The organism is Nocardiopsis coralliicola, from assembly GCF_054779695.1.
In genome coordinates this window covers 140,037-159,015 of the sequence record NZ_BAAGXT010000006.1, presented here as the reverse complement: position 1 = coordinate 159,015, position 18,979 = coordinate 140,037, and the positions used below count along the sequence as shown (strand labels likewise).

Annotated in this window: 18 protein-coding genes; 12 read left to right on the top strand and 6 right to left on the bottom strand. The window is 73.9% G+C overall.

Going from position 1 to position 18,979, the window contains the following annotated elements; all coding sequences use genetic code 11:
* Nucleotides 1–114: 114 nt before the first annotated feature.
* The 3 genes from ACYVGT_RS07405 to ACYVGT_RS07395 form a co-directional block, all read right to left on the bottom strand.
* Nucleotides 115–1,107: an ABC transporter permease gene (locus ACYVGT_RS07405; RefSeq protein ID WP_460855683.1), complete on the bottom strand. Its 993-nt coding sequence runs from the start codon at nucleotides 1,105–1,107 to the stop codon at nucleotides 115–117.
* Nucleotides 1,104–2,660 (bottom strand): ABC transporter substrate-binding protein, encoded by a 1,557-nt coding sequence (locus ACYVGT_RS07400; protein ID WP_460855682.1) that lies wholly within the window; start codon nucleotides 2,658–2,660, stop codon nucleotides 1,104–1,106. Before ACYVGT_RS07400 ends, ACYVGT_RS07405 begins: the two co-directional genes overlap by 4 nt.
* A gap of 139 nt (nucleotides 2,661–2,799) precedes the next feature.
* A complete protein-coding gene (locus ACYVGT_RS07395; protein ID WP_460855681.1) occupies nucleotides 2,800–3,174 on the bottom strand; it encodes a YkvA family protein in 375 nt (124 codons plus the stop codon).
* A 151-nt stretch (nucleotides 3,175–3,325) separates the two neighbouring features.
* Between ACYVGT_RS07395 and ACYVGT_RS07390 the strand changes: the two genes are divergently transcribed.
* The 3 genes from ACYVGT_RS07390 to ACYVGT_RS07380 all read left to right on the top strand — a co-directional run bounded on the left by ACYVGT_RS07390 (nucleotide 3,326) and on the right by ACYVGT_RS07380 (nucleotide 6,183).
* Nucleotides 3,326–4,171 carry an N-acetylmuramoyl-L-alanine amidase gene (locus ACYVGT_RS07390; protein WP_460855680.1) on the top strand — a complete coding sequence of 282 codons (846 nt, stop codon included), beginning with the start codon at nucleotides 3,326–3,328 and terminating at the stop codon, nucleotides 4,169–4,171.
* A gap of 214 nt (nucleotides 4,172–4,385) precedes the next feature.
* Entirely contained in the window at nucleotides 4,386–5,123 is a 738-nt protein-coding gene (locus ACYVGT_RS07385; RefSeq protein ID WP_460855679.1) for a DivIVA domain-containing protein, read from the top strand.
* Between the two features lie 220 nt (nucleotides 5,124–5,343).
* Nucleotides 5,344–6,183 (top strand): M48 family metallopeptidase, encoded by an 840-nt coding sequence (locus ACYVGT_RS07380; protein ID WP_460855678.1) that lies wholly within the window; start codon nucleotides 5,344–5,346, stop codon nucleotides 6,181–6,183.
* Here ACYVGT_RS07380 and ACYVGT_RS07375 read toward each other — a convergent pair.
* Nucleotides 6,128–6,841, bottom strand: a complete 714-nt coding sequence (locus tag ACYVGT_RS07375) for a TetR/AcrR family transcriptional regulator (protein WP_460855677.1) — start codon at nucleotides 6,839–6,841, stop codon at nucleotides 6,128–6,130. The two genes, ACYVGT_RS07380 and ACYVGT_RS07375, sit on opposite strands and share 56 nt — an antisense overlap.
* Before the next feature lie 202 nt (nucleotides 6,842–7,043).
* Between ACYVGT_RS07375 and ACYVGT_RS07370 the strand changes: the two genes are divergently transcribed.
* The 8 genes from ACYVGT_RS07370 (at nucleotide 7,044) to ACYVGT_RS07335 (ending at nucleotide 14,935) form a co-directional block, all read left to right on the top strand.
* Nucleotides 7,044–7,280, top strand: coding sequence for a DUF6504 family protein (locus tag ACYVGT_RS07370; protein WP_460855676.1), 237 nt, complete (start codon nucleotides 7,044–7,046; stop codon nucleotides 7,278–7,280).
* A gap of 1,092 nt (nucleotides 7,281–8,372) precedes the next feature.
* Nucleotides 8,373–8,591, top strand: coding sequence for a hypothetical protein (locus ACYVGT_RS07365; protein WP_460855675.1), 219 nt, complete (start codon nucleotides 8,373–8,375; stop codon nucleotides 8,589–8,591).
* Nucleotides 8,592–8,836: 245 nt separating this feature from the next.
* The gene (locus tag ACYVGT_RS07360) at nucleotides 8,837–9,487 is read left to right on the top strand and encodes an ABC transporter permease (RefSeq protein ID WP_460855674.1); all 651 of its coding nucleotides are present in this window, start codon (nucleotides 8,837–8,839) and stop codon (nucleotides 9,485–9,487) included.
* Nucleotides 9,480–10,703, top strand: coding sequence for an ABC transporter ATP-binding protein (locus ACYVGT_RS07355; protein ID WP_460855673.1), 1,224 nt, complete (start codon nucleotides 9,480–9,482; stop codon nucleotides 10,701–10,703). The genes ACYVGT_RS07360 and ACYVGT_RS07355 overlap by 8 nt, the downstream gene beginning before the upstream one ends.
* A 2-nt stretch (nucleotides 10,704–10,705) precedes the next feature.
* On the top strand, nucleotides 10,706–11,536 hold the full coding sequence (locus ACYVGT_RS07350; RefSeq protein ID WP_460855672.1) for an ABC transporter permease: 831 nt from the start codon (nucleotides 10,706–10,708) through the stop codon (nucleotides 11,534–11,536).
* 14 nt (nucleotides 11,537–11,550) lie between these two features.
* Nucleotides 11,551–12,558: a glycine betaine ABC transporter substrate-binding protein gene (locus tag ACYVGT_RS07345; RefSeq protein WP_460855671.1), complete on the top strand. Its 1,008-nt coding sequence runs from the start codon at nucleotides 11,551–11,553 to the stop codon at nucleotides 12,556–12,558.
* Between the two features lie 130 nt (nucleotides 12,559–12,688).
* Complete coding sequence (locus ACYVGT_RS07340) at nucleotides 12,689–13,447, top strand: response regulator transcription factor (RefSeq protein ID WP_460855670.1); 759 nt, start codon at nucleotides 12,689–12,691, stop codon at nucleotides 13,445–13,447.
* 12 nt (nucleotides 13,448–13,459) lie between these two features.
* Nucleotides 13,460–14,935, top strand: a complete 1,476-nt coding sequence (locus ACYVGT_RS07335) for a HAMP domain-containing sensor histidine kinase (protein WP_460855669.1) — start codon at nucleotides 13,460–13,462, stop codon at nucleotides 14,933–14,935.
* A gap of 123 nt (nucleotides 14,936–15,058) precedes the next feature.
* Here the strand turns inward: ACYVGT_RS07335 and ACYVGT_RS07330 are convergent, their stop codons facing one another.
* Entirely contained in the window at nucleotides 15,059–16,009 is a 951-nt protein-coding gene (locus tag ACYVGT_RS07330) for a TAXI family TRAP transporter solute-binding subunit (protein WP_460855668.1), read from the bottom strand.
* Between the two features lie 530 nt (nucleotides 16,010–16,539).
* A complete protein-coding gene (locus tag ACYVGT_RS07325; protein ID WP_460855667.1) occupies nucleotides 16,540–17,202 on the bottom strand; it encodes a helix-turn-helix domain-containing protein in 663 nt (220 codons plus the stop codon).
* A gap of 203 nt (nucleotides 17,203–17,405) precedes the next feature.
* Here ACYVGT_RS07325 and ACYVGT_RS07320 point away from each other — a divergent pair, with 203 nt between their 5' ends.
* Complete coding sequence (locus tag ACYVGT_RS07320) at nucleotides 17,406–18,953, top strand: NCS1 family nucleobase:cation symporter-1 (protein WP_460855666.1); 1,548 nt, start codon at nucleotides 17,406–17,408, stop codon at nucleotides 18,951–18,953.
* Nucleotides 18,954–18,979: the final 26 nt, after the last annotated feature.

The window sequence follows — 18,979 nt, the reverse complement described above, 5'->3', positions numbered from 1 at the left end:
GCGTGCGGGCGGGCCGCGCGGCTGCCGCCGGGGCGGGTGCGCGGTCGGCCGGCGGGAGCACGGGCAGGTCGCGCCGCCGCGTCCGCAGCGCACTGGCGCTCATCGGGCGGGCGCTCATCCGGCCGGCTCGGGGTGCGGGGCGGTGCGGCGGGTGCGGGGGTCGAGGCGTGCGGCCGCCAGGTCGGCGGCGAAGCCGGCCGCGACGACTGCGGCGCCGGTGACCAGAACGGCGGCGAGCAGGACCGGGAAGTCGCGGGCCTGCGCCGCCTCCAGGGTGAGCCGGCCGAGGCCCGGCCAGGCGAAGACGGCCTCCACCGCGGCTGCGCCCGCGATCAGCTGCGCGGTGCCGACGCCGAACCGGGCCGCGAACGGCACCAGGCCGGGCCGCAGCACGTGCCGGAGCCGCACCGCGCGCGCCGGGATGCCGCGCGCGGCTGCCGCGCGCACGTGCGGTGCGCCGCGCATGCGCCGCACCCCCGTCTCGACCAGTCGCACGTACACGCCGAAGTGGTGGCCGAACGCCAGCGCCAGTGCGGGCAGGACGACCGCGGACGCGACCGCTGCGGCACCGGGTTCGGCACCCGGCCGGCCCAGTCCGCCGGACGGGAACCAGCCGAGCCACACCGCCCCGGTGAAGAGCAGCAGCAGCGCGCCGACGAACCCGGGCAGGCCGCCGAGGACGAACATGGCCAGCTCGATCCCGCGCCGGAGCACGGCGCTCCGCGCCAGGCCGGCCGCCAGGCCCACCGCAAGGGCGCCGGCGAGGCTCACCGCGGTTGCCGCGGCGAGCAGCACCAGCGTCCACGGCAGCGCCGCCGCGATCTCGCCGGCGACCGGGCGGCCGTGCAGTACGGAGACGCCGAAGTCGCCGCGGAGGACCCCGCCGGCCCACTCCGCGTAGCGCACCGGCAGCGGCTGGTCGAGGCCCATCGCGGCGCGCTCGGCGGCGACCGCGGCCTCGGGCACCGGCCGGCCGCCGGAGCGCGCCTCCAGTGCCGCGCGGGCCGGGTCGCCCGGCGCCGCCTCCAGCAGCAGGAAGCAGAAGACCGAGAGCCCGGCCAGCACGGCGAGCGCGGCCGCGGCCCTGCGCAGCGCGAACCCGGTCATTGCCCGCGGGTCCACTCCTCGGCATCGGCGAAGAAGCCGTAGCCGTGGTGGGCCAGCGTGCGCTCGCGGACGCCGCGCAGGTCCTCGGGGACGGCGTTCACCGCGTCGAGGTAGGTCAGGTAGACGTAGGGCGGGTTGTCGACCAGCGCCTCCTGCAGCGCGCCGTAGGCGTCGGTGCGCTCGCCGGTGCTGCTGGTCCCGCGGCCGGCCTCCAGCGCGGCGTCGACGTCCTCATCGGCGTAGCTGCCGTAGTTGGAGCCGCCCTCGGCCAGCGCTTCCTCCGAGTGGTAGGGCCCGTAGAGGGAGCCGTCGGCGTCGTAGGGCGTGCCCCAGCCGATCAGGAAGCCCTCGACCTCCTCCCATTCGACGGCGTCGCGGGGGCGCGGTGCGGCGGTGACGTCGAAGCCGGCGGCGCGCAGCTGGGTGGCGACCACCTCGGTCATGGCGCTGCGCACGCCGTCTTCGGCGAACGTGGTCAGCTCGAAGGAGTAGGGCGTGCCGTCCTTCTCCCAGATCCGGTCGCTGTTGCGCTTCCACCCGGCGTCTTCCATGAGTTCGTCGACCCGGTCCTGGTCGGGCGAGGTGCCGTAGTCGGCGGCGCCGGTACCGAACGGGTCGCGGTCGAGCGGGCCGGAGGCGGGCTCGCCGTATCCGTGCAGCACGAGGTCGACGAGCTCGTCCCGGTCGACGGCGTAGTTCATCGCCTTCCGCGGTGCGGGGTCGGCGAAGCGCTCGTCCTCCATGTTGAACAGGACTCCGCGGTAGTCGGCGGTGGGGAACACCTCCAGCCGCAGGCCCTCCTCGTTGAAGCCGTCGGCCTGCTCGGGTTCCAGCGAGGCCGCGTCGACCTCGCCGCTCTGCAGCCGCATGAGGCGCGCGGAGGCGTCGGGCACGTAGGCGACGGTGATGGAGTCGAGCGAGGGCGCGCCGCCGTAGTAGTCCTCGAACGCGGTGACGGTCGCGTACTCGCCGTGCTTCCAGGTGTCCAGCCGGAACGGCCCGGTGCCGACCGGGTCGGCGCCGAAGTCCGGGTCGTCGATGCCCTTCTCGGCGAGCAGGTGCTCGGGGAGGATGCCGTTGGAGAGGCTGTCCAGCAGCGCAGGCGCCGGTTCGGACAGGTGCAGGGTGACCGCGTGGTCGCCGTCGGCGGTGATCTCCTCCACCGCCGCGAACTTGTTGCTGGTGGCGAAGCCGCCGTCGCGGACCGACTCCACGGTGAAGACGACGTCGGCGGCGGTGAACGGCTCCCCGTCGTGCCACGTGACGCCCTCGCGCAGGGCGAAGGTGTAGGTGCGGCCGTCGTCGGAGACGTCCCACGACTCGGCGAGGCCGGGCACCGGGGCGCCGTCGGCACCGTGCTCGGTGAGCCCTCGGAACACCATCTGGGTGACGGGGTCGAGGTGCTCGTCGACGAGGACCGGGTTGAAGTCCTCCGGCTCGTCGCCGAGTGCGTACGTCAGCGTGTTCCCGCCCGCATCGTCCCCGGCGCTGCACCCTGCCAGCAGCAGGAGCCCTGCTCCCAGCCCGGCCGCAAGCGCCCGCACGTCCGCCATGACACCTCACTTATTGCGAATTGTTTGCAATAGAGACCTTAGCTCCCCTCTCCGGCAGCTCCGGCGGCCCGGGGTGCACAACACTGCGGCCCCCGCCCTGGCGTTCAGGGCGGGGGCCGCAGCGGTGTCTGCGCCGTCGCTAATCGACGACGTGCCCCTGGATGTACTCCTCATCGCGGAGGGGACCGCTGTTCTCCCACGCGAGGAAGCGCTCGGTCTCGCCGAGGAGCCCGGACGTGAGCCAGACGGCGATGAACGCGTCGTCGGCCAGCCCGAGGAAGGGGATGAACAGCTCGGGCACCAGGTCGACCGGGCTGACGATGTAGAGGACGGCCGCGATGAACAGGAGCAGGCGCGACTTCGGCATCTCCGTGTAGCGGCCGCGCAGGCGGGCGCCCACCATGCGGGGGACCGCTCCGGCCCGGGCCCACACCGACGGCCTTCCCGGCTGCGCCGCCTCGGAGAGTGCCTGCCATGCAGCCGCCCCTGCCGCGGCGCGGTTGGACTTGCGCATCTCATCACCTCTCGGGGGCGGGAGGTTCCCACCGCCTTACTCACGATATGACGTGTTGCCAGCGCCGTGCGTTCCACCGAAGCGCTAGGTTGTGGTGGCCCCCGCCCGAAACCTCCCGTGTTTCGGCCGCACCCCCGATCCAGGACGGCGCATGCCGAACAGACTCTCGCCCCTGCTCGCCGCTGCGGCGCTGCTCGCCGCCACCGCCTGCGCATCCCCCGGCGGGGAGCCCTCGGCGGACTCCGGGGCCGGCCCCCCGGAAGCCGGCGGCAGCGGTGCCGACGGCGGAGGCAAGGATGGCGGAGACGCAGCCGGCGGCGGCCCGCTGGACGGCGCCACCGTGGTGATCGACCCCGGCCACAACGGCGGCAACGCCGACGCCGCCGGCGAGATCAGCGCGCTGGTGCCGTCGGGACCGGGCGGCGAGGAGAAGGCGTGCGACACGGTCGGCGCCGAAACCGCGGACGGCGACCCCGAGCACGCCTTCACCTGGTCGCTGGCGACGCTGCTGCAGGAGCGCCTGGAGGACAGCGGCGCGGAGGTGGTGCTCACCCGCGAGGACGACGAGGGCGTCGGGCCCTGCGTGGACGAGCGCGCAGCGATCGGCAACGAGGCCGGCGCGGACGCCGCGATCTCGCTGCACGCCGACGGCGGCCCGGAGTCCGGCCGCGGCTTCCACGTGATCGCGCCCGGCCCGGTGGAGGGCAACGGCGACGTGGTCGGCCCCTCCGCGGACCTGGCCGAACTGGTCCGCGACTCCTATGCCGAGTCCGCCGGAATCCCGGTCGCCGACTACCTCGCCGAGGACGGCCTGGACGAGCGCACCGACCTGGGCGGCCTCAACCTGTCGACGGTACCGAAGGTGTTCCTGGAGGCCGGCAACATGCGCAGTACCGCCGACGCGGAGCTGCTCACCGATCCGGCATGGCAGGAGGACGCCGCCGATGCCCTCACGGAAGCCGTCACGGCGTTCGTCACGGGTTCCGGCGATGCCTGAGCGGCCATCCGGGCCTGCCGGAACGCGAGATTCGTCACGCGGTGGCCTCATCCGGTCACCAACCGCATCGCCGCTGGTCCGGCGGCAGCTCCGCGGAATCGGCTGCGGCCGCGCGCGCCGCGCGGATGCCGCGGGAGCGCCTGCGGCGCCCGTCACGTGACGCTCACCACCCCTCCCGGAAAAGCCCAGGCAGGCGAGTCGGCACAATAGAGGCATGCCTCTGACGCCCGCCGACATCAGAAAGAAGCGGTTCAGCACCGTTCGCTTCCGCCCCGGCTACAACGAGGACGACGTCGACGCGCTCCTCGACCGAGCCGAGGAGACCCTCGCCGCGCTGGACGGCGGTCCCGCGGACGGCGCGTGGCTCACCGCCGAGGACATCGAGGCGTCCCGGTTCCGCGGCACGCGGCTGCTGCCCGGCTACAACGAGGACGAAGTCGACGAGTTCCTCGACGAGATCGCGCGGGACCTGCGTGCCCGCGGGCTCTCCCGCAGGGGCGACATACCGGACGGCGCCGCGCCGCCGGCGTCCCCCGCCGGACCCGAGACCTGGAGCGCCTCCCGGCACCGCGCAGCCACCGGCCCGGTCCCCATCGTCGGCGCGGATCCACCGCCGGGGGCAGACGCCCCGCGCGGCGCACCCGGCGCCGGCGGAACGCCGGCCATGGGCGTCCGCGGCACCCTCACCCCGGCCGGCGTCCGCAACAAGAGCTTCTCCACAACCCGCCTCACCACGGGTTACAACGAGGAAGAGGTGGACGACTTCCTCGATGCCGCCGAGGGCGCCCTCTCCGCCCACATCGACGGCAGCAGCGCCGCTCCGCCGCTCACCGCGGCCGAGGTCGAACGCGTCCGCTTCTCCACCACCCGCGCCCGCCCGGGCTACGACCCCGCACAGGTCGACGCCTTCCTCGACCTCCTCGCCGAAGAACTCCGCACCTACGAGCGCTGACCCCGGCGCCGTCCGGCGCGCCGGACGGCACGCCCGGTTCGGCCCTGCGGGGTACCGGGTCGCGCTCTTCGCCCCCGTCCGTCAGCCGGAGCGGGTGAAGGGGCGCGAGACACGCGGGGTTGGTGAGGGACCGCAATGGATTCGGAAAGTAATATTCCATTACTTGACGTGATCATCGCGTGTCGGTGCGCGCGTTCGACCACCCGGGGAGGCGCCTGGCATGACCTCTGCGACCGCCTCGGGCCGCGGTGCGGCCGCGGACCGTTCACCCGCCCTAGTGACCGAGGGGCCGGCCCTCGAACGGCATCCGTGGGAGCTGCCGCTCCTGGTGCTGTGCAGTGCGGCCACCCTGCTGCTGCCGCTCGCAGCAGCCATGCTGCTGTGGATCGGCGCGGTGCCCGGGTGGGCGCCGGCCGTCCTGATCGCCGTTCCCGCCGCGTACTGGTCGGTCGGCGGCCTCCGCCACGCCGAACAGCGCGCCGAGGCGGTGCGCGTCTCCCCCACCCAGTTCCCCGAGGCGCACGCCGAGATCCGCCGGCTCTCCGCCGACATGGGACTGCGCAGCACCCCCGACGCCTACGTCGCCGCACCCGGCCGGCGCCGGACCGGGGCCGGCGGGCACGGGACGCGGCGCTACATCGTCGTCCCCGCGGAGCTCGTCGCGCTCGGCGGGCGGCTGCGCGACCCGGCTGCGCTGCGCTTCGTCCTCGCCCACCAGCTCGGCCACATCGCCGCCGGCCACGCCTCGTACTGGCGGCGCACCGCCACGGCCGCCGGACGGGTCCTGCCGCTCCTCGGCCCGGCGCTGGCCCGCGCGATGGAGTACACGGCCGACAACCACGCGCTCGCGCACTGCCCGGAGGGCGCGCACGCCGTGCGCCTCATCGCCGGCGGCCCGCACCTCTACCAGGAGGTGCACATGGGGGAAATGGCCGAGCGGGCCGGCCGCGACCGGGGCGGCTTCCTCTTCGTCCACAACCTGCTGTCCCGCCGTCCGGCGGCGGTCAAGCGGATGGCGGCGATCCGGGACCGGACCCGCCCGGGCCGCCTGTTCCTGTAGCGGAACCGGCCGGCGCACCACCGCCGGCGACGGCCTGCGGCGGGACACCGAGGCCGGCGAGCAGCAGGCCGGCGAAGTGGCCGCCGATCTCCGCTCCGCCGAGTCCGCCGTCGGGCCGGTACCAGGTGGCCATGTGCTGCACGGCACCGAAGAACTGGGTGAGGGCGAGGTGCGCGGGCACTTCGGCGCGGAACACGCCGGCCCGCTGCCCCTCGGCCACCAGCGCGACGAACCGGTCGTGGACGGCGCGGCGCTCCACCCGCACCGAGCGCTGCCGGTCCGCGGAGAGCAGCGGCGCGGTACGCACGGTGATCACGGCGTCGTCGAAGTGCGCGGCAGTGTCGGCGACGACGGCGACCGCGGCGCGGTGCAGGCGGTCCGCCACCGGCTCCGGGCCGTCGGCGATGGTCTCGATCGCGGCGCGCTGGCGGCCGAGCAGCCGCATGGTGACGGCGTAGAGCAGGTCGTCCTTCGAGGCGAAGTAGTGGTACATCGCGCCTTTGGTGACACCCGCCGCGACGACGAGCTCCTGCACCGAGGTGCGTTCGAAGCCGCGCTCCGCGAACAGCCGGGTGGCAGCGGCCATGATCCGGGCGGGCACGCCGGATGCGCCCCGCCGCTCCGCCGCCCCGATCGCGTCCGCCGTGCCGTCAGCCATGACCCACCACCATAACGACCGGTCGGACCGGCTGCCGCCGGATCGCCCGCCCTGCAGGACTCGGCAGACCGCGACACGCCCGCCGCTGATCCCCGCGCACCGCCGCGACTGCCCCTAGTCTGTGGGCGCTCCGGCAGGGATCTCCACTCCGGAGCGCGCAACCGGAGTGGATCATCGAACTGGTGTTCGATAGACTCGCCGGGTGAGTCTTTACAACGAGCGGATCGATGTCCGATCGACCACCGGCGGCCACCCCGCCCTGTTCACCTGGCGCGGCGACCTCTACCGCGTACGCCGGATCATCGGCACCTGGGACCGCCCCGCGACAGCCCGCCTCGTCCGCGTCGCCGCCGAGTCCTCTGCGGGCACACCCAGCATCGCCGACATCGCCGTCGACCCCGCCACCCATGCCTGGACCCTGCGCCGCCACTGGTCGTAACCGGGGTCGCGGGGGTGGGACGGGGGACGCAAGGCATCAAGACAAGGACGGCTTCGCCGGCAGCCCCTATCACCCTGCCCCGTGCAACCAGAGCCGCCGCGGATCACCGGGCTGGGGCGTAAGGCTTCACGACAAGGACAGCTTCGCCGGCAGGCTTCCGCTCTGTCCCGTCGCTCCGGAACCGGTGTGTGGCCAGAGTTTCTACTGGGCGCCGGGAAGGCACGGACAAGGCCGAAGGCTCCCGCTTCTCTGCAGCCGTCTCACTGGTGTTCAGTGCGTCGGACAAGCCAAAGACGGCAGCGACGGCAGGGCCGCCCGGGGCCCTCGGGTCGGCGGCGGGTCGCGGGGCGGGTGCAACTGGTGTGAATAGCGGGGCTACAGGGGTTGCAGGGTCGGCGGCAGGCGGACCCGACACGGGCAGGTGTTCGCGAACCGCTGGTAACACCCCATCGGCGCCACGAATCCCACCTTTTCGAGGGCGGATGCGCGGAAAACCCGGGAGGCGTGACCGTCCCGCGCCCCATTCACCGGGCCAGTTTCACTCTGCGTGGCGACATCTCGGGCCCAACCGGGCAACGGCGCCGGCGGACCGCGGGTGTCCGACCTGGGGGCCCACGCGCAGGAGCGCGGCGCGTTCCTTTTCGCGGGGTGGTGAAACCTCTCCCGCCTCAAACCACCCACAATGGGACAGCGCGAGACCACCGAGCGCGCCTTTTCGCCGATCGGGTCGCGGAAAAGGCGGGTGCGCGGGAATCGGACACCGCGGCGCTGCGTAACCTCGTGTTTGCGCAGGTCAGCGCGGTACGGAATCGGATCCTGTGTGCAGGGTCCACAGGGGGGAGGGTCGTGCTTACTTGGGCCGGGTTTACAGGGGCCCCCGTTGCAGTGTCCGATTTCCTGGCATTTGTCCCCCGCCACGCGGCCCGCCGACACCCGGCCGCCCGCCTGAGGCGCCGCCCAACCCTGCCGTCGCTGCCGCTTTTGCGCCTGTCCGACGCCATGTACACCGGGAAGTCGGCTGCAGAGCTGCGGGAGCCTACGACCTCACCCACCCCACGACCAGCAGAAACTCTGTCCACACAGCGGCCAGGAGTGACCGAACAGAGCGGAAAGTCTGCCGACGAAGCCGTCCTTGCGTGGGCCTTGGCCCGAGCGGTGAGCGACGTGAACATGCTGGTCAACGTCGGCGGCCGCGAGCGGACCCGCTCCGACTTCGCGCGCCTGTGCGCCCGCGCCGGGTTCTCCCTGGCCTCTACCGAGCCGCTGGCGAACCCGTCCTGCTACCGGCTGCTCGAGGCGGTGCCCGTCTGACCGCCCGCGCGCGGGACAAAACCTCCGGGACGACACGATCCGGACAACCGGCGGTAACGGGACGGGTTCCACCGCGGCCGGCTGCGGGGTCGTGCGCTGGGGCGTTGCAGGGAGCACTGTCCGATTCGTGTCATCCTGACACTCATGCGCGCTCTTCAGACTCCCCGGTTCGGGGCCGCGCGGCGCGGGGGTGTTCCCCGCTCGCTGCGCCGCCGCGGAACCGCCGCGGCCCGTGAGGCCGCGGAGTGACGTTCTTCGACTACCTCGCCGGCAACTACGCCGAAGTCCTGACGCTGACCGGGCAGCACCTGCTGCTGGTCCTGCAGGCCCTCGCCGCCGCGGCGGTGCTCGGCGTCCCCCTCGCCGTCCTCACCTACCGCAGCGCGGCACCGCGCGGCGCGGTCCTCGCCGTCGCCGGCGTCTTCCTCACCATCCCCTCCTATGCGCTCTACGGCCTGCTCATCGCGCCGTTCGGGCTGGGCACCACGCCCGCGGTCATCGCGCTCACGATGTACGCGCTGCTGCCGGTCATCCGGAACACCGTGGTGGGCCTGCGCGGAGTGGACCCGGCGGTCGTCGAGTCCGCCCGCGGCATGGGGCTGAGCCGGCTGCAGGTCCTGCGCCAGATCGAGCTGCCGCTGGCCTGGCCGGTCATCGTCACCGGCCTGCGGGTCGCCACCCAGCTGCTGATGGGCATCGCCGCCATCGCCGCCGCCGTCAACGGGCCGGGCCTGGGCAACCTCATCCTCCAGGGCCTGTCCAGTGCGGGGACGCCGTTCGCGGTCTACCTCGCCCTGGAGGGCATCCTCGGGATCGTCGTGCTGGCGGTCCTCGCCGACCTGGCCTTCGCCGCGCTGAACCGCGCCACGACCTCCAAGGGGCTCCGCGTTGACTGACTCCACCGCGACCGCAGCGACGGGTTCCGCCGAGCCGATGATCCGGCTGGAGAACCTCACCAAGACCTACCCGGGCCAGGACCGGCCGGCCATCGACCGGCTCAGCCTGGACATCCCCGAGGGCGAGATCGTCGTCTTCGTCGGCCCGTCGGGCTGCGGCAAGACGACCCTGATGAAGCTGGTCAACCGGCTCATCGAACCCACCTCGGGCACCATCCTGATCGGCGGCCGCGACGTCACCCGCGTCGACCCCGACGCGCTGCGCCGCGGCATCGGCTACGCCATCCAGCAGACCGGCCTCTTCCCGCACCGCACCGTCGCGCAGAACATCGCCACCGTGCCGAAACTGCTCGGCTGGGACGCCGCGCGGACCGCGGCCCGGGTGGACGAGCTGCTCACCATGGTCGGCCTCGACCCCGACACCTACCGGAACCGCTACCCCAAGCAGCTCTCCGGCGGCCAGCAGCAGCGCGTCGGCGTGGCCCGCGCGCTCGCCACCGACCCGCCGGTGATGCTGATGGACGAGCCGTTCGGCGCGATCGACCCGCTCACCCGCGAGGCGCTGCAGAACGAGTTCCTCCGCATCCAGCAGACGATCCGCAAGACGATCGTGTTCGTCACACACGACATCGACGAGGCCGTCAAGCTCGGCGACCGGATCGCGATCTTCAACACCGACGGCGGCATCGCCCAGTACGACACCCCGGAGGCGATCCTCAGCGACCCGGCCGACGACTACGTGGCCGACTTCATCGGCGCCGGCGCGTTCGTCAAGCGGCTCACGCTGACCCGGCTCGGCGACGCGGCGGTGCGCACCGACTGGCCGACCGTCGACGCCGCCGCCGGCCGGGACGACCGCAGCGCGGCACTGCGCGCCGCCGACCGCGACTTCGTGCTGCTGCTGGATGCCGACCGCAAGCCGCTGGGCTGGCTCGGCCGGGACCTGGCGGCCGGCGACGACCGGATCACCGGCAGCGGCCTGCCGGTGCTGAGCCCGCTGTCGCCGCAGGCCACCCTGTACGACGCGGTCAACGCCATGCTGTCCAACAACACCGATGTGGCGGTGGTGACCGGCGACGACGGCACCTACCGCGGCACCCTCGACCTGGCCGCCATCCAGGAGCTCATCCACCGCGCGCCGGCCGGCGGCGGAGCGCAGTCCGCGCTGCCCCAGCCGAGCGGCGAGCGCGGCGGTGCGCGCAAGGGGGTGCGCTGACCGTGGCAGCGCTCACGGCTCCGGCCGATCCCGCCCCGGACGGGGCTGACGGCGGCGCCCCCGGTACCGCCGGCGGCACTGCGCCCGGGCGGCGTCCCGGCGGTGCACGCCGGTGGCTGCGCTACGCGGGCACGCCCGCGGCGCTGGTCGCGGCCCTCGCGGCGCTCTACCTCTACCTCGGCGCGCAGGACCTGGACCGCATCGAGCAGCGCAGCCTGAACGCCGAGTACCTGCTCAGCCGCACCGCACAGCATCTCGGGTTGAGCGCGGCCATCGTGCTGCTCGTGCTCGCGATCTCGGTGCCGCTCGGCATCCTGCTGACCCGCCCCTGGGCGCGCCCGCTCGCCGGACCGGTGCTGGCGCTCGCCAACATCGGCCAGGCGGTGCCCACGATCGGCCTCATCGTGCTGTTCGCGGTGGCCTTCGTGTCCTGGGGCATCTACACCATCGCCATCGTCGCGATCGTGGTCTACGGCGTGCTTCCGGTGCTGCGCAACACGATGGTCGGCCTGGAGCAGGTGGACGCCTCCGTCCTGGAGTCCGCCCGCGGCATGGGGCTGTCGCACCGGCAGACGCTGTGGCAGGTGGAGCTGCCGCTCGCCGTGCCGGTGATGCTGGCCGGGATCCGTACCGCGCTGGTGCTCACCGTCGGCACCGTCGCCCTCGCCACCTTCATCGGCGCCGGCGGCCTCGGCGACGTCATCTCCAACGGCATCTCCTCGAACCGCACCGCCGTCCTGGTGGCCGGCAGCGTGCTGGTGGCGGTACTCGCCCTGACCGTCGACTGGCTGGCGGGCATCGTCGAGGACGTGCTCCGCCCGCGCGGAATCTGAGAGGAGCGCCCACCATGATCCGCACCGTGTTCCGCTCCCGCGGCACCGCCGTGCGCAGCGCCGCGGCACTGACCGCGGGCGCGGCGCTGCTCGCCGGCTGCTCCGCGCCGGCGCCGCGCACCGACCTGCCCACCGCGTCTTCGGCCGACCTGGCCGGCGGCTCGCTCGCTTCCGACATCGACCTGTCCGGCGCCTCGCTGCGGGTCTCCTCCAAGGAGTTCACCGAGAGCGTCATCCTCGGCAAGATCACGGTCTACGCGCTGCGCGCCGCCGGAGCCGAGGCCGAGGACATGACCGGCCTGATGGGCTCCAACATCCTGCGCGGCGCTCTGGAGGGCGACGACGTCGACCTGTACTGGGAGTACGCCGGCACCGGCTGGACCCAGTACCTCCAGGAGGACGAGCGGATCGCCGGCGCCCAGGAGCAGTTCGACGCCACCGCAGAGCGCGACCTGGCCGAGAACGGGATCGAATGGCTGGGCCCGGCGCAGTTCGGCAACCAGTACGGCGTGGCCCGCGCGGCCGACGCTCCGGGCCCGGCCGGCGAGGTCGACAGCCTCGCCGAACTGGGGCCGATGGTCCGCGAGCACCCGGACGACGCCTCGTTCTGCGGCGCCGCGGAGTTCATGGACCGCGAATGGGACGCGTTCCAGGAGTACTACGGCGCCCCGTTCCCGGTCGGCGGCGTGCACCAGATGGACCTGGCGCTCAACTACGTCAACGTGGCCAAGGGCGATCCGTGCACGTTCGCCGAGGTGTTCACCACCGACGCGCGGCTGAAGTCGCTCGACCTGGAGGTCCTGGACGACCCGGAGGGCTACTTCACGACCCAGCTCGCCGCGCTCACCGCGCGCGAGGACACCGTCGCCGAGCACCCGGAGCTGCGCGGCCTGGCCGAGGAGCTGGGCGGCGCGCTCACCGAGGACCGGATCATCGAGCTCAACGGCCTGGTCGACCTCGACGGCGCCTCGCCCGACGCGGCCGCCCTGTACTTCCTGCAGGACGAGGGCTTCATCGGGTAGCGGCGCCCGCGGTCACACCCTCCTGCGGCCGCTGGCGCGGAGCCCGGTCCGGCTCCGCGCCAGCGGCCGCGCGGGGCCTCCCCACTCCGCGCGCAGCACGCCGGCCGGCACCGATCTACGATGGACACCGATGCGCATTCTCGTGGTCGAAGACGACGACCGGGTGGCGCGCGGGCTGGTCACGGCGCTGCGCAACGCCCGGTACGAGGTCGAGCGCGCCGCCACCGCCCAGCGGGCGCTGTCGGCGGCTACGGCCGATGTCGTGCTGCTCGACCTGGGCCTGCCCGACGCCGACGGTTTCGACGTGCTCCGCCGGCTGCGCGACCGCCCGCACACCGCGATCATCGCGGTCACCGCACGCGCCGAGGAGCGCGAGCGGGTGCGCGGGCTGCGCGCCGGTGCCGACGACTACGTGGTCAAGCCGTTCGGCATCAACGAGCTGCTGGCCCGGATCGAGGCGGTGCTGCGCCGCACCCGCCCGGCCCGCGCCGAGGCGCCGACCGTGCCACCGCGCCGGGTCGGCGCACTCACGCTGGACGCGGCCACCCGCCAGGCCGCGGTGGGCGGCGTGCCGCTGCAGCTCACCCGCAAGGAGTTCGACCTGCTGGCGCTGCTGGCGGCCCGCGCCCCCGAGGTGGTGTCCCGGGACTCCATCCTCGACCAGGTCTGGGGCGCGGCCTGGGAGTCGTCCTCGCGCACCCTGGACACCCACATCGCGGCGCTGCGCGGCAAGCTCGGCGAGCGCGCGCCCATCCGCACCGTCCGCGGCGTGGGATACCGGCTGACCGAACAGACACCGCACGGCGCCGCGGCAGCCGACACGCCCGCCGGCGGGCAGCCCGCATCAGCCGTTCGCGACGCGCCCGCAGCGCCGCCGGCCGGCGACTGACGGGACGGCCCCGTGCTCCGCCGGCTCCTGGCCATCCTCGTGCCGCTCGCCTTCCTGCTGACGGCGTCGCTGGCAGTACCGCTGGCGGCCGTCGTCGCGCAGCGCCACACCCAGGAGGTCTACGTCGACCGGCTCAACGATGCGGGCCGGTTCGCCTCGCTGGCCGGCACCGCGATGCAGACCGGCCGGGTCGAGGGCCTCGTCACCGAACTCGACCGCTACCAGGAGCTGTACGGCGGCTACGTCACCGTCGCCGACCCGGCCGGAACGCCGATGCTGGAGGCGGGCGGGGATGCCTCGGGCGCCCCGCACGCCGCGGTCGCCGACCCGGCCGTGCAGCGGGCGCTCTCCGGGTTCCGCCCCGAGCCGCCGACCGTGGTGTGGCCGTGGAGCAGCAACGACCTGGTCATCGCCGAGCCGGTGGGCCGGGACAGCATGGTCGAAGGGGTGGTGGTGCTCTCCGTCCCCACCGACCGGCTGCGCGCGACGATCCTGGGCACCTGGGGCTGGATGGCCCTGCTGGGCACTGCGCCGCTGACGCTGCTGTGCGCCGTCGCCTGGCCGCTCTCCCGGTGGGTGCTGCGCCCGGTGGACCGCCTCGACGGGGCGACCTCGGCGATCGCTGCCGGAGACCTCTCGGTCCGCGCCGACGCCGAGGGCGGCCCGCCCGAGCTGCGCCGGCTGGCGGCGTCGTTCAACGCGATGGTCGACGTGGTGGAGCGGGCGCTGCACCGGCAGCGCGCGTTCGTCTCCGACGCCTCCCACCAGCTCCGCAATCCGCTGGCGAGCATGCGGCTGGCGGTGGAGAACCTGGAGCCGCACCTGCACAGCGCGGAGGCGCGGGCCTCGCACGCCGACGCCGTGGAGGAGACGAAGGCGATGAACCGCCTGCTCAACTCGCTGATGGCGGCGACCCGGCTGGACACGCTGCGCGCCGCGGAACCGGTGGAGCTGGACGACCTCCTGGCCACCCGGATCGAGCGGTGGCGCGCGCTCGCCGCGGAGCGGGGCATGACGGTCGTCTCGGAGGTGGCGCCGGGGCTGCGGCCGCTGGCGCCGCCCGGTGGCCTGGGCAGTGTGCTCGACGAACTGGTGAGCAACGCGTCGCGGCTGTCCGGCGCCGCGGAGGTGCGGCTCAGCGCCGCGGCGGACGGTGCGGACGTGGTGCTGCACGTCGCCGACGACGGCGTGGGACTGACCGCGGCGGAGCGGCAGCAGGCGCGGCAGCGGTTCTGGCGGGGCGCCGCGCAGCAGAACACCGAGGGCACCGGGCTCGGCCTGGCGATCTGCATCGACCTGGTGGAGTCGGCCGGCGGCACGCTGCAGCTGCTTCCCGGCCGGGCTTCCGAGCGCGGTACCGGACTCGACGTCGAGGTGCGGCTGCCGGCAGCACCCGAGGGGGCTGCGCCGGCCGAGGAGCGGGACGGGGACGCCCCCGTGGACGGCGGCGCCGGCGGGACCGGTCCCCGGGACGGCACCGCGGACTAGGGCGTGTCTGGTGGACCACTTCCTGCTGCGCGCCGCCCTGGCACGCCCCGGATGCCCGCGGGCCCGTCTCCGTCGGCGGCACTCGCCCGCCGCTGCTGCGGCACCGCCTGAACGGCAGACGCCTCAGATCTTCTGGGCGCGGAACCAGCGGACGGCGCCCGGGTGCAGCGGCACCGCGCCGGTGGCGATGCCGGTGCGGACGTTGATCTGGCCGGCTTCGGGCCGTGTCTCGGCGATGCGCGGGGCGCTGGTGAAGACGGTGCTGGTGACGGTCTCGGCGACGTCGTCGGGCAGGTCGGGGCGGGCGATGAGGATGTTGGGGACGGTGAAGGTGGGGCTGGCGTCGATGCCGCTGTAGGCGGTGGCCGAGAGGGTCGCCGGGTAGTAGACGTCGGGGTAGGCGTCGGCCATCGCGTCGGCCGCGGCGGCGAGGTCGATGGCGCGGACGTCGGCGCGCTCGTCGACGGTGGTGACGGCGGGCGTCGGGACCCCGGTCAGCGAGAACATGGCGTCGATCGAGCCGTCGGCGAGCGCGGCGGCCGAATCGGCCTGGTCGAGCAGCACGGCGTCGATGGAGATGCCGAGCAGGCTGGTGAGGCGCCGCGCGGTGTATTCGGTCCCGGAGTCGCTGGCGCCGATGGAGACGCGCTGCCCCTCCAGGTCGCCGGGGGTGCGGATGCCGGAGCTGCGCAGCGCGATGAGGTGCAGGTAGCTGTCGTAGAGCCGGCACAGCGCGTCGACGCCGGGGCGGTGGACGGGGATCGAGTCGAGGCTGGCGATGCCGATGTCGGCCTCGCCGCCGGCGACGAGCCGCCGGTTCTCCGCCGAGGCGTGCGTGGGCAGCACGTCGATCTCGGTGTCCGGCAGGTCCCGGTCGAGCTGCTGCCCGAGAGCGGCCCCGATCTCGCGGAAGACCGCGCCGGGCGGCCCCGTCGCGATGGCGAGGCGCGCCGGGGCGGGCCGCCCGTCGCCGACTCCGCCCGCGCACCCGGCGAGCGCGGCCGCGCCGGCGGCGCCGAGCAGCGCAGTGAGCACGGTCCTGCGCTCCACCGCACCCCGGTCGTCTCTCGTCATCCCCCCAGCATAGAAAGCGGTGGGCCGGGCAGAGCCCGGAAGGCCGGCCGCTCGGCCCGGGGCGATCGCCCGGGGTGGCGCGATGGGCGGGCCGCCGCGCCCCGCAGAGCGACAGGAAAAGGGGCCCGCCACACCCTCGGCCGGTCCCTCGGACAGCGGCAGCAAGCAGCACCGGTGGCGGGCCACCCGGCCCGGCCCCGCAGAACGACAGAAAAAGGGGCCCGCCACACCCTCGGCCGGTCCCCCCAGACAGCGGCAGCAAGGAATTGTGGCGGGCCACCCGGCCCGCAGGGGGCCGTCCCCCTATCCGTTGGAAGAAGGGGGATCGCAGAAAGAGACCTCCCCCTCAGGTCCCTTTCCGCTGCCCGCGCCCCTCGGTGCGGGCAGTGCCCATCTTCGCACGTCCGGGGGGCTCCGTCCGGGGTTCGCACAATTCTCCGCGGGATCGGACGGCGAAGGATCAGCCTGTGCACGACCACCGTCCCGGACCTCCGATTGCCCCCTCGGAGGGTCGTTTCGGGGCGGAAGTGTCAGGGGCTGCCGTCGTCGAGGTTGAGCCAGACGGCGGCGGCGTCGACGGCTCCGAGGTTGGCGATCCGGTGCGGGCGCTCGGAGCGGAAGGCGATGGCGTCTCCGGGGCCGAGCGCGTACTGCTCGCCGCCGATCTCGACGGTGAGCACGCCGCGGGTGACGCTGCCGGTCTCGTGCCCGGTGTGGGTGAGGAACTCGGCGTCGGGGCCGGAGTAGGCGCCGGGGGGATAGACGCACTCGTACAGCCCGGCCTTGGCCAGCGGTGCGGGTGAGAGCCGCCGGTAGCGCACGCCGTGGGCGAGTTCGACGACGGCCGCGTCGTCCCGGCGCGCGACCACGGCCGGTGCGGTTCCGGGCGGGCCGGCCGCCGGGGCGCCGACGGGCGCCGGGTCAGCGCCGCCGAACACCGCGGACGCGGGGGCGCCCAGTTCGGTGAGGATCTGGTAGAGCCGCATCACTGACGGGCGCCGCCGGCCGCGCTCGATCTGGGAGAGGGCGCTCGGGCTGATCCCGAGGCGCGCCGCCAGCCCGCGGAGGGTGAGCGACCGGTCGAGGCGCAGGGCGCGGACGCGCTCGCCGATGGCCTTTCCGTCCAGGCCGGGCGCAGCCGGGCGGCGGGGCCCGGAACCGCTGGAACGGGCGCCGGTCTCCTCGTTGTGCATGGATACGGAGCGTACCGGGGTAGCGTCCGCCCGGACCGGCGGTGCCGGAGGCGGCCACCCGGCGGGGGCCGGCGCCGAAGCGGCCGGCGGAGCCGCCGCAGCCGCTCCGCGTGAAGCTCCGATGCCAACCGTGTGAAGCCATTGCTTAACGATCCTGCGGGCACTAGCTTCGCGGTACGTCACGCGCCGATGACGCCGCGCTGATGCGGAGCAGGACGCTCCGGTCACGGCCGCGTCCTGCTCGCCCCCCCCGGTCCCCGACCCCCTGCGAGGACTCCGTGAGCGAGACCGCTCCCCCAGCTGACGCGCCCGACCCCGCGGTGCGCAACCCCGATCCCGCGCTCTACAACGAGGACCTCGCCCCGCTCCCCCGCGCCAAGCGCTCCTGGGGCGCGTTCGAGATCTTCAACGTGTGGACCAACGACATCCAGAGCCTCTTCGGCTACACGCTGGCCGCGACGCTCTTCATCGCCTACGGCCTCAACGGCTGGGCGGTGTTCGGCGGCATCGTGCTCGCCGGCCTCATCGTGATGGTGCTGTGCAACCTGGTCGGCAAGCCCAGCGTGCAGTACGGCATCCCCTACGCGGTGATGGCGCGCGCCAGCATGGGCGTCCGGGGCACCCAGTTCCCGACGCTGATCCGGGCGATCACCGCGATGTTCTGGTACGGCTCGCAGTCCTACTTCGCCTCCACCGCGGTGGCGCTGCTGATCACCGCGCTCGCCGGGCCCGGACCGGAGGGCACCTTCCTCGGCCTCTCCGCGGTCGGCTGGGCCGCCTACTGCATCGTCGCCGTGTTCCAGGTGGCGCTGTTCGCCAAGGGCATGCGCTGGATCGGCACGTTCCTCAACTGGGCGGGCCCGGCGGTCTATGCCGTCATGATCGTGCTGATGGCGCTGATCTGGTGGAAGGCCGGCGGCGATCTGCTCGGCGAGCTGGGCACCGTCTTCGCGGGCACGGGCAGTTACCCGGGCGGCAGCATCGCGGCCTTCTCGGCGGTGACCGGGACGATGGTCGCCTACTTCGCGGCCGTGATCGTCAACTACGGCGACTTCTCCCGGTTCGTCCGCACCGGGACGGCGATGCGCCGGGGCAACTTCTGGGGCCTGCCGGTGAGCCTGGCCTTCTTCTCATTCCTGACCCTGGTGATCACCGCGGGCACCTCGGTGCTCTACGGCGAAGCGCTCACCAACCCGGCCGACATCGTCGACCGGATCGACAACCTCGCACTGACCGTGGCGGCGGCGGTCACCTTCTTCATCGCCACGGTCGGCATCAACCTGGTGGCCAACTTCGTCCCGCCGGCGTACGGGCTGGCGAACCTGTGGCCGTCCCGCATCTCGGCGCGGACCGGCGGCCTGATCACCGCGGCGGTGGGCTTCGTGATCGGCGGCCTGTGGGTGGCCTTCATCGAGGACGTGGGCATCGCGGCGTTCGTGGACACCCTCGGGGCGGTGCTGGCACCGCTGTACGGCATCGTCGTCGCCGACTACTACCTGGTGCGGCGGCGCCGGCTCGACCTGGACGCGCTCTATTCGGCGGCGCCCGGTGCCGCCTACCACTACACGAGCGGCTGGAACCTGCGGGCGCTGGCGGCCTTCTGCACCGCGTCGGCGTTCTCGGTGGCGTCGGTGTGGGTGCCGGCGCTGCAGTCCTGGTCCGGCTTCGCCTGGATCGCGGGAGCCCTTCTCGGCGGCGTGCTCTACCTCGGGCTGATGCGCCGCCACGCGCCCGCGCCCGCCGCCCCCTGACCCCTGCAGGCACGACCGCCCGGCCC

Excerpts from the sequence above, each read along its gene's own strand:
- ACYVGT_RS07405 (WP_460855683.1), bottom strand. The coding sequence starts at position 1,107 with ATGACCGGGTTCGCGCTGCGCAGGGCCGCGGCCGCGCTCGCCGTGCTG.
- ACYVGT_RS07400 (WP_460855682.1), bottom strand. The coding sequence starts at position 2,660 with ATGGCGGACGTGCGGGCGCTTGCGGCCGGGCTGGGAGCAGGGCTCCTG.
- ACYVGT_RS07395 (WP_460855681.1), bottom strand. The coding sequence starts at position 3,174 with ATGCGCAAGTCCAACCGCGCCGCGGCAGGGGCGGCTGCATGGCAGGCA.
- ACYVGT_RS07390 (WP_460855680.1), top strand. The coding sequence starts at position 3,326 with ATGCCGAACAGACTCTCGCCCCTGCTCGCCGCTGCGGCGCTGCTCGCC.
- ACYVGT_RS07385 (WP_460855679.1), top strand. The coding sequence starts at position 4,386 with ATGCCTCTGACGCCCGCCGACATCAGAAAGAAGCGGTTCAGCACCGTT.
- ACYVGT_RS07380 (WP_460855678.1), top strand. The coding sequence starts at position 5,344 with ATGACCTCTGCGACCGCCTCGGGCCGCGGTGCGGCCGCGGACCGTTCA.
- ACYVGT_RS07375 (WP_460855677.1), bottom strand. The coding sequence starts at position 6,841 with ATGGCTGACGGCACGGCGGACGCGATCGGGGCGGCGGAGCGGCGGGGC.
- ACYVGT_RS07345 (WP_460855671.1), top strand. The coding sequence starts at position 11,551 with ATGATCCGCACCGTGTTCCGCTCCCGCGGCACCGCCGTGCGCAGCGCC.
- ACYVGT_RS07340 (WP_460855670.1), top strand. The coding sequence starts at position 12,689 with ATGCGCATTCTCGTGGTCGAAGACGACGACCGGGTGGCGCGCGGGCTG.
- ACYVGT_RS07330 (WP_460855668.1), bottom strand. The coding sequence starts at position 16,009 with ATGACGAGAGACGACCGGGGTGCGGTGGAGCGCAGGACCGTGCTCACT.
- ACYVGT_RS07325 (WP_460855667.1), bottom strand. The coding sequence starts at position 17,202 with ATGCACAACGAGGAGACCGGCGCCCGTTCCAGCGGTTCCGGGCCCCGC.
- ACYVGT_RS07320 (WP_460855666.1), top strand. The coding sequence starts at position 17,406 with ATGCGGAGCAGGACGCTCCGGTCACGGCCGCGTCCTGCTCGCCCCCCC.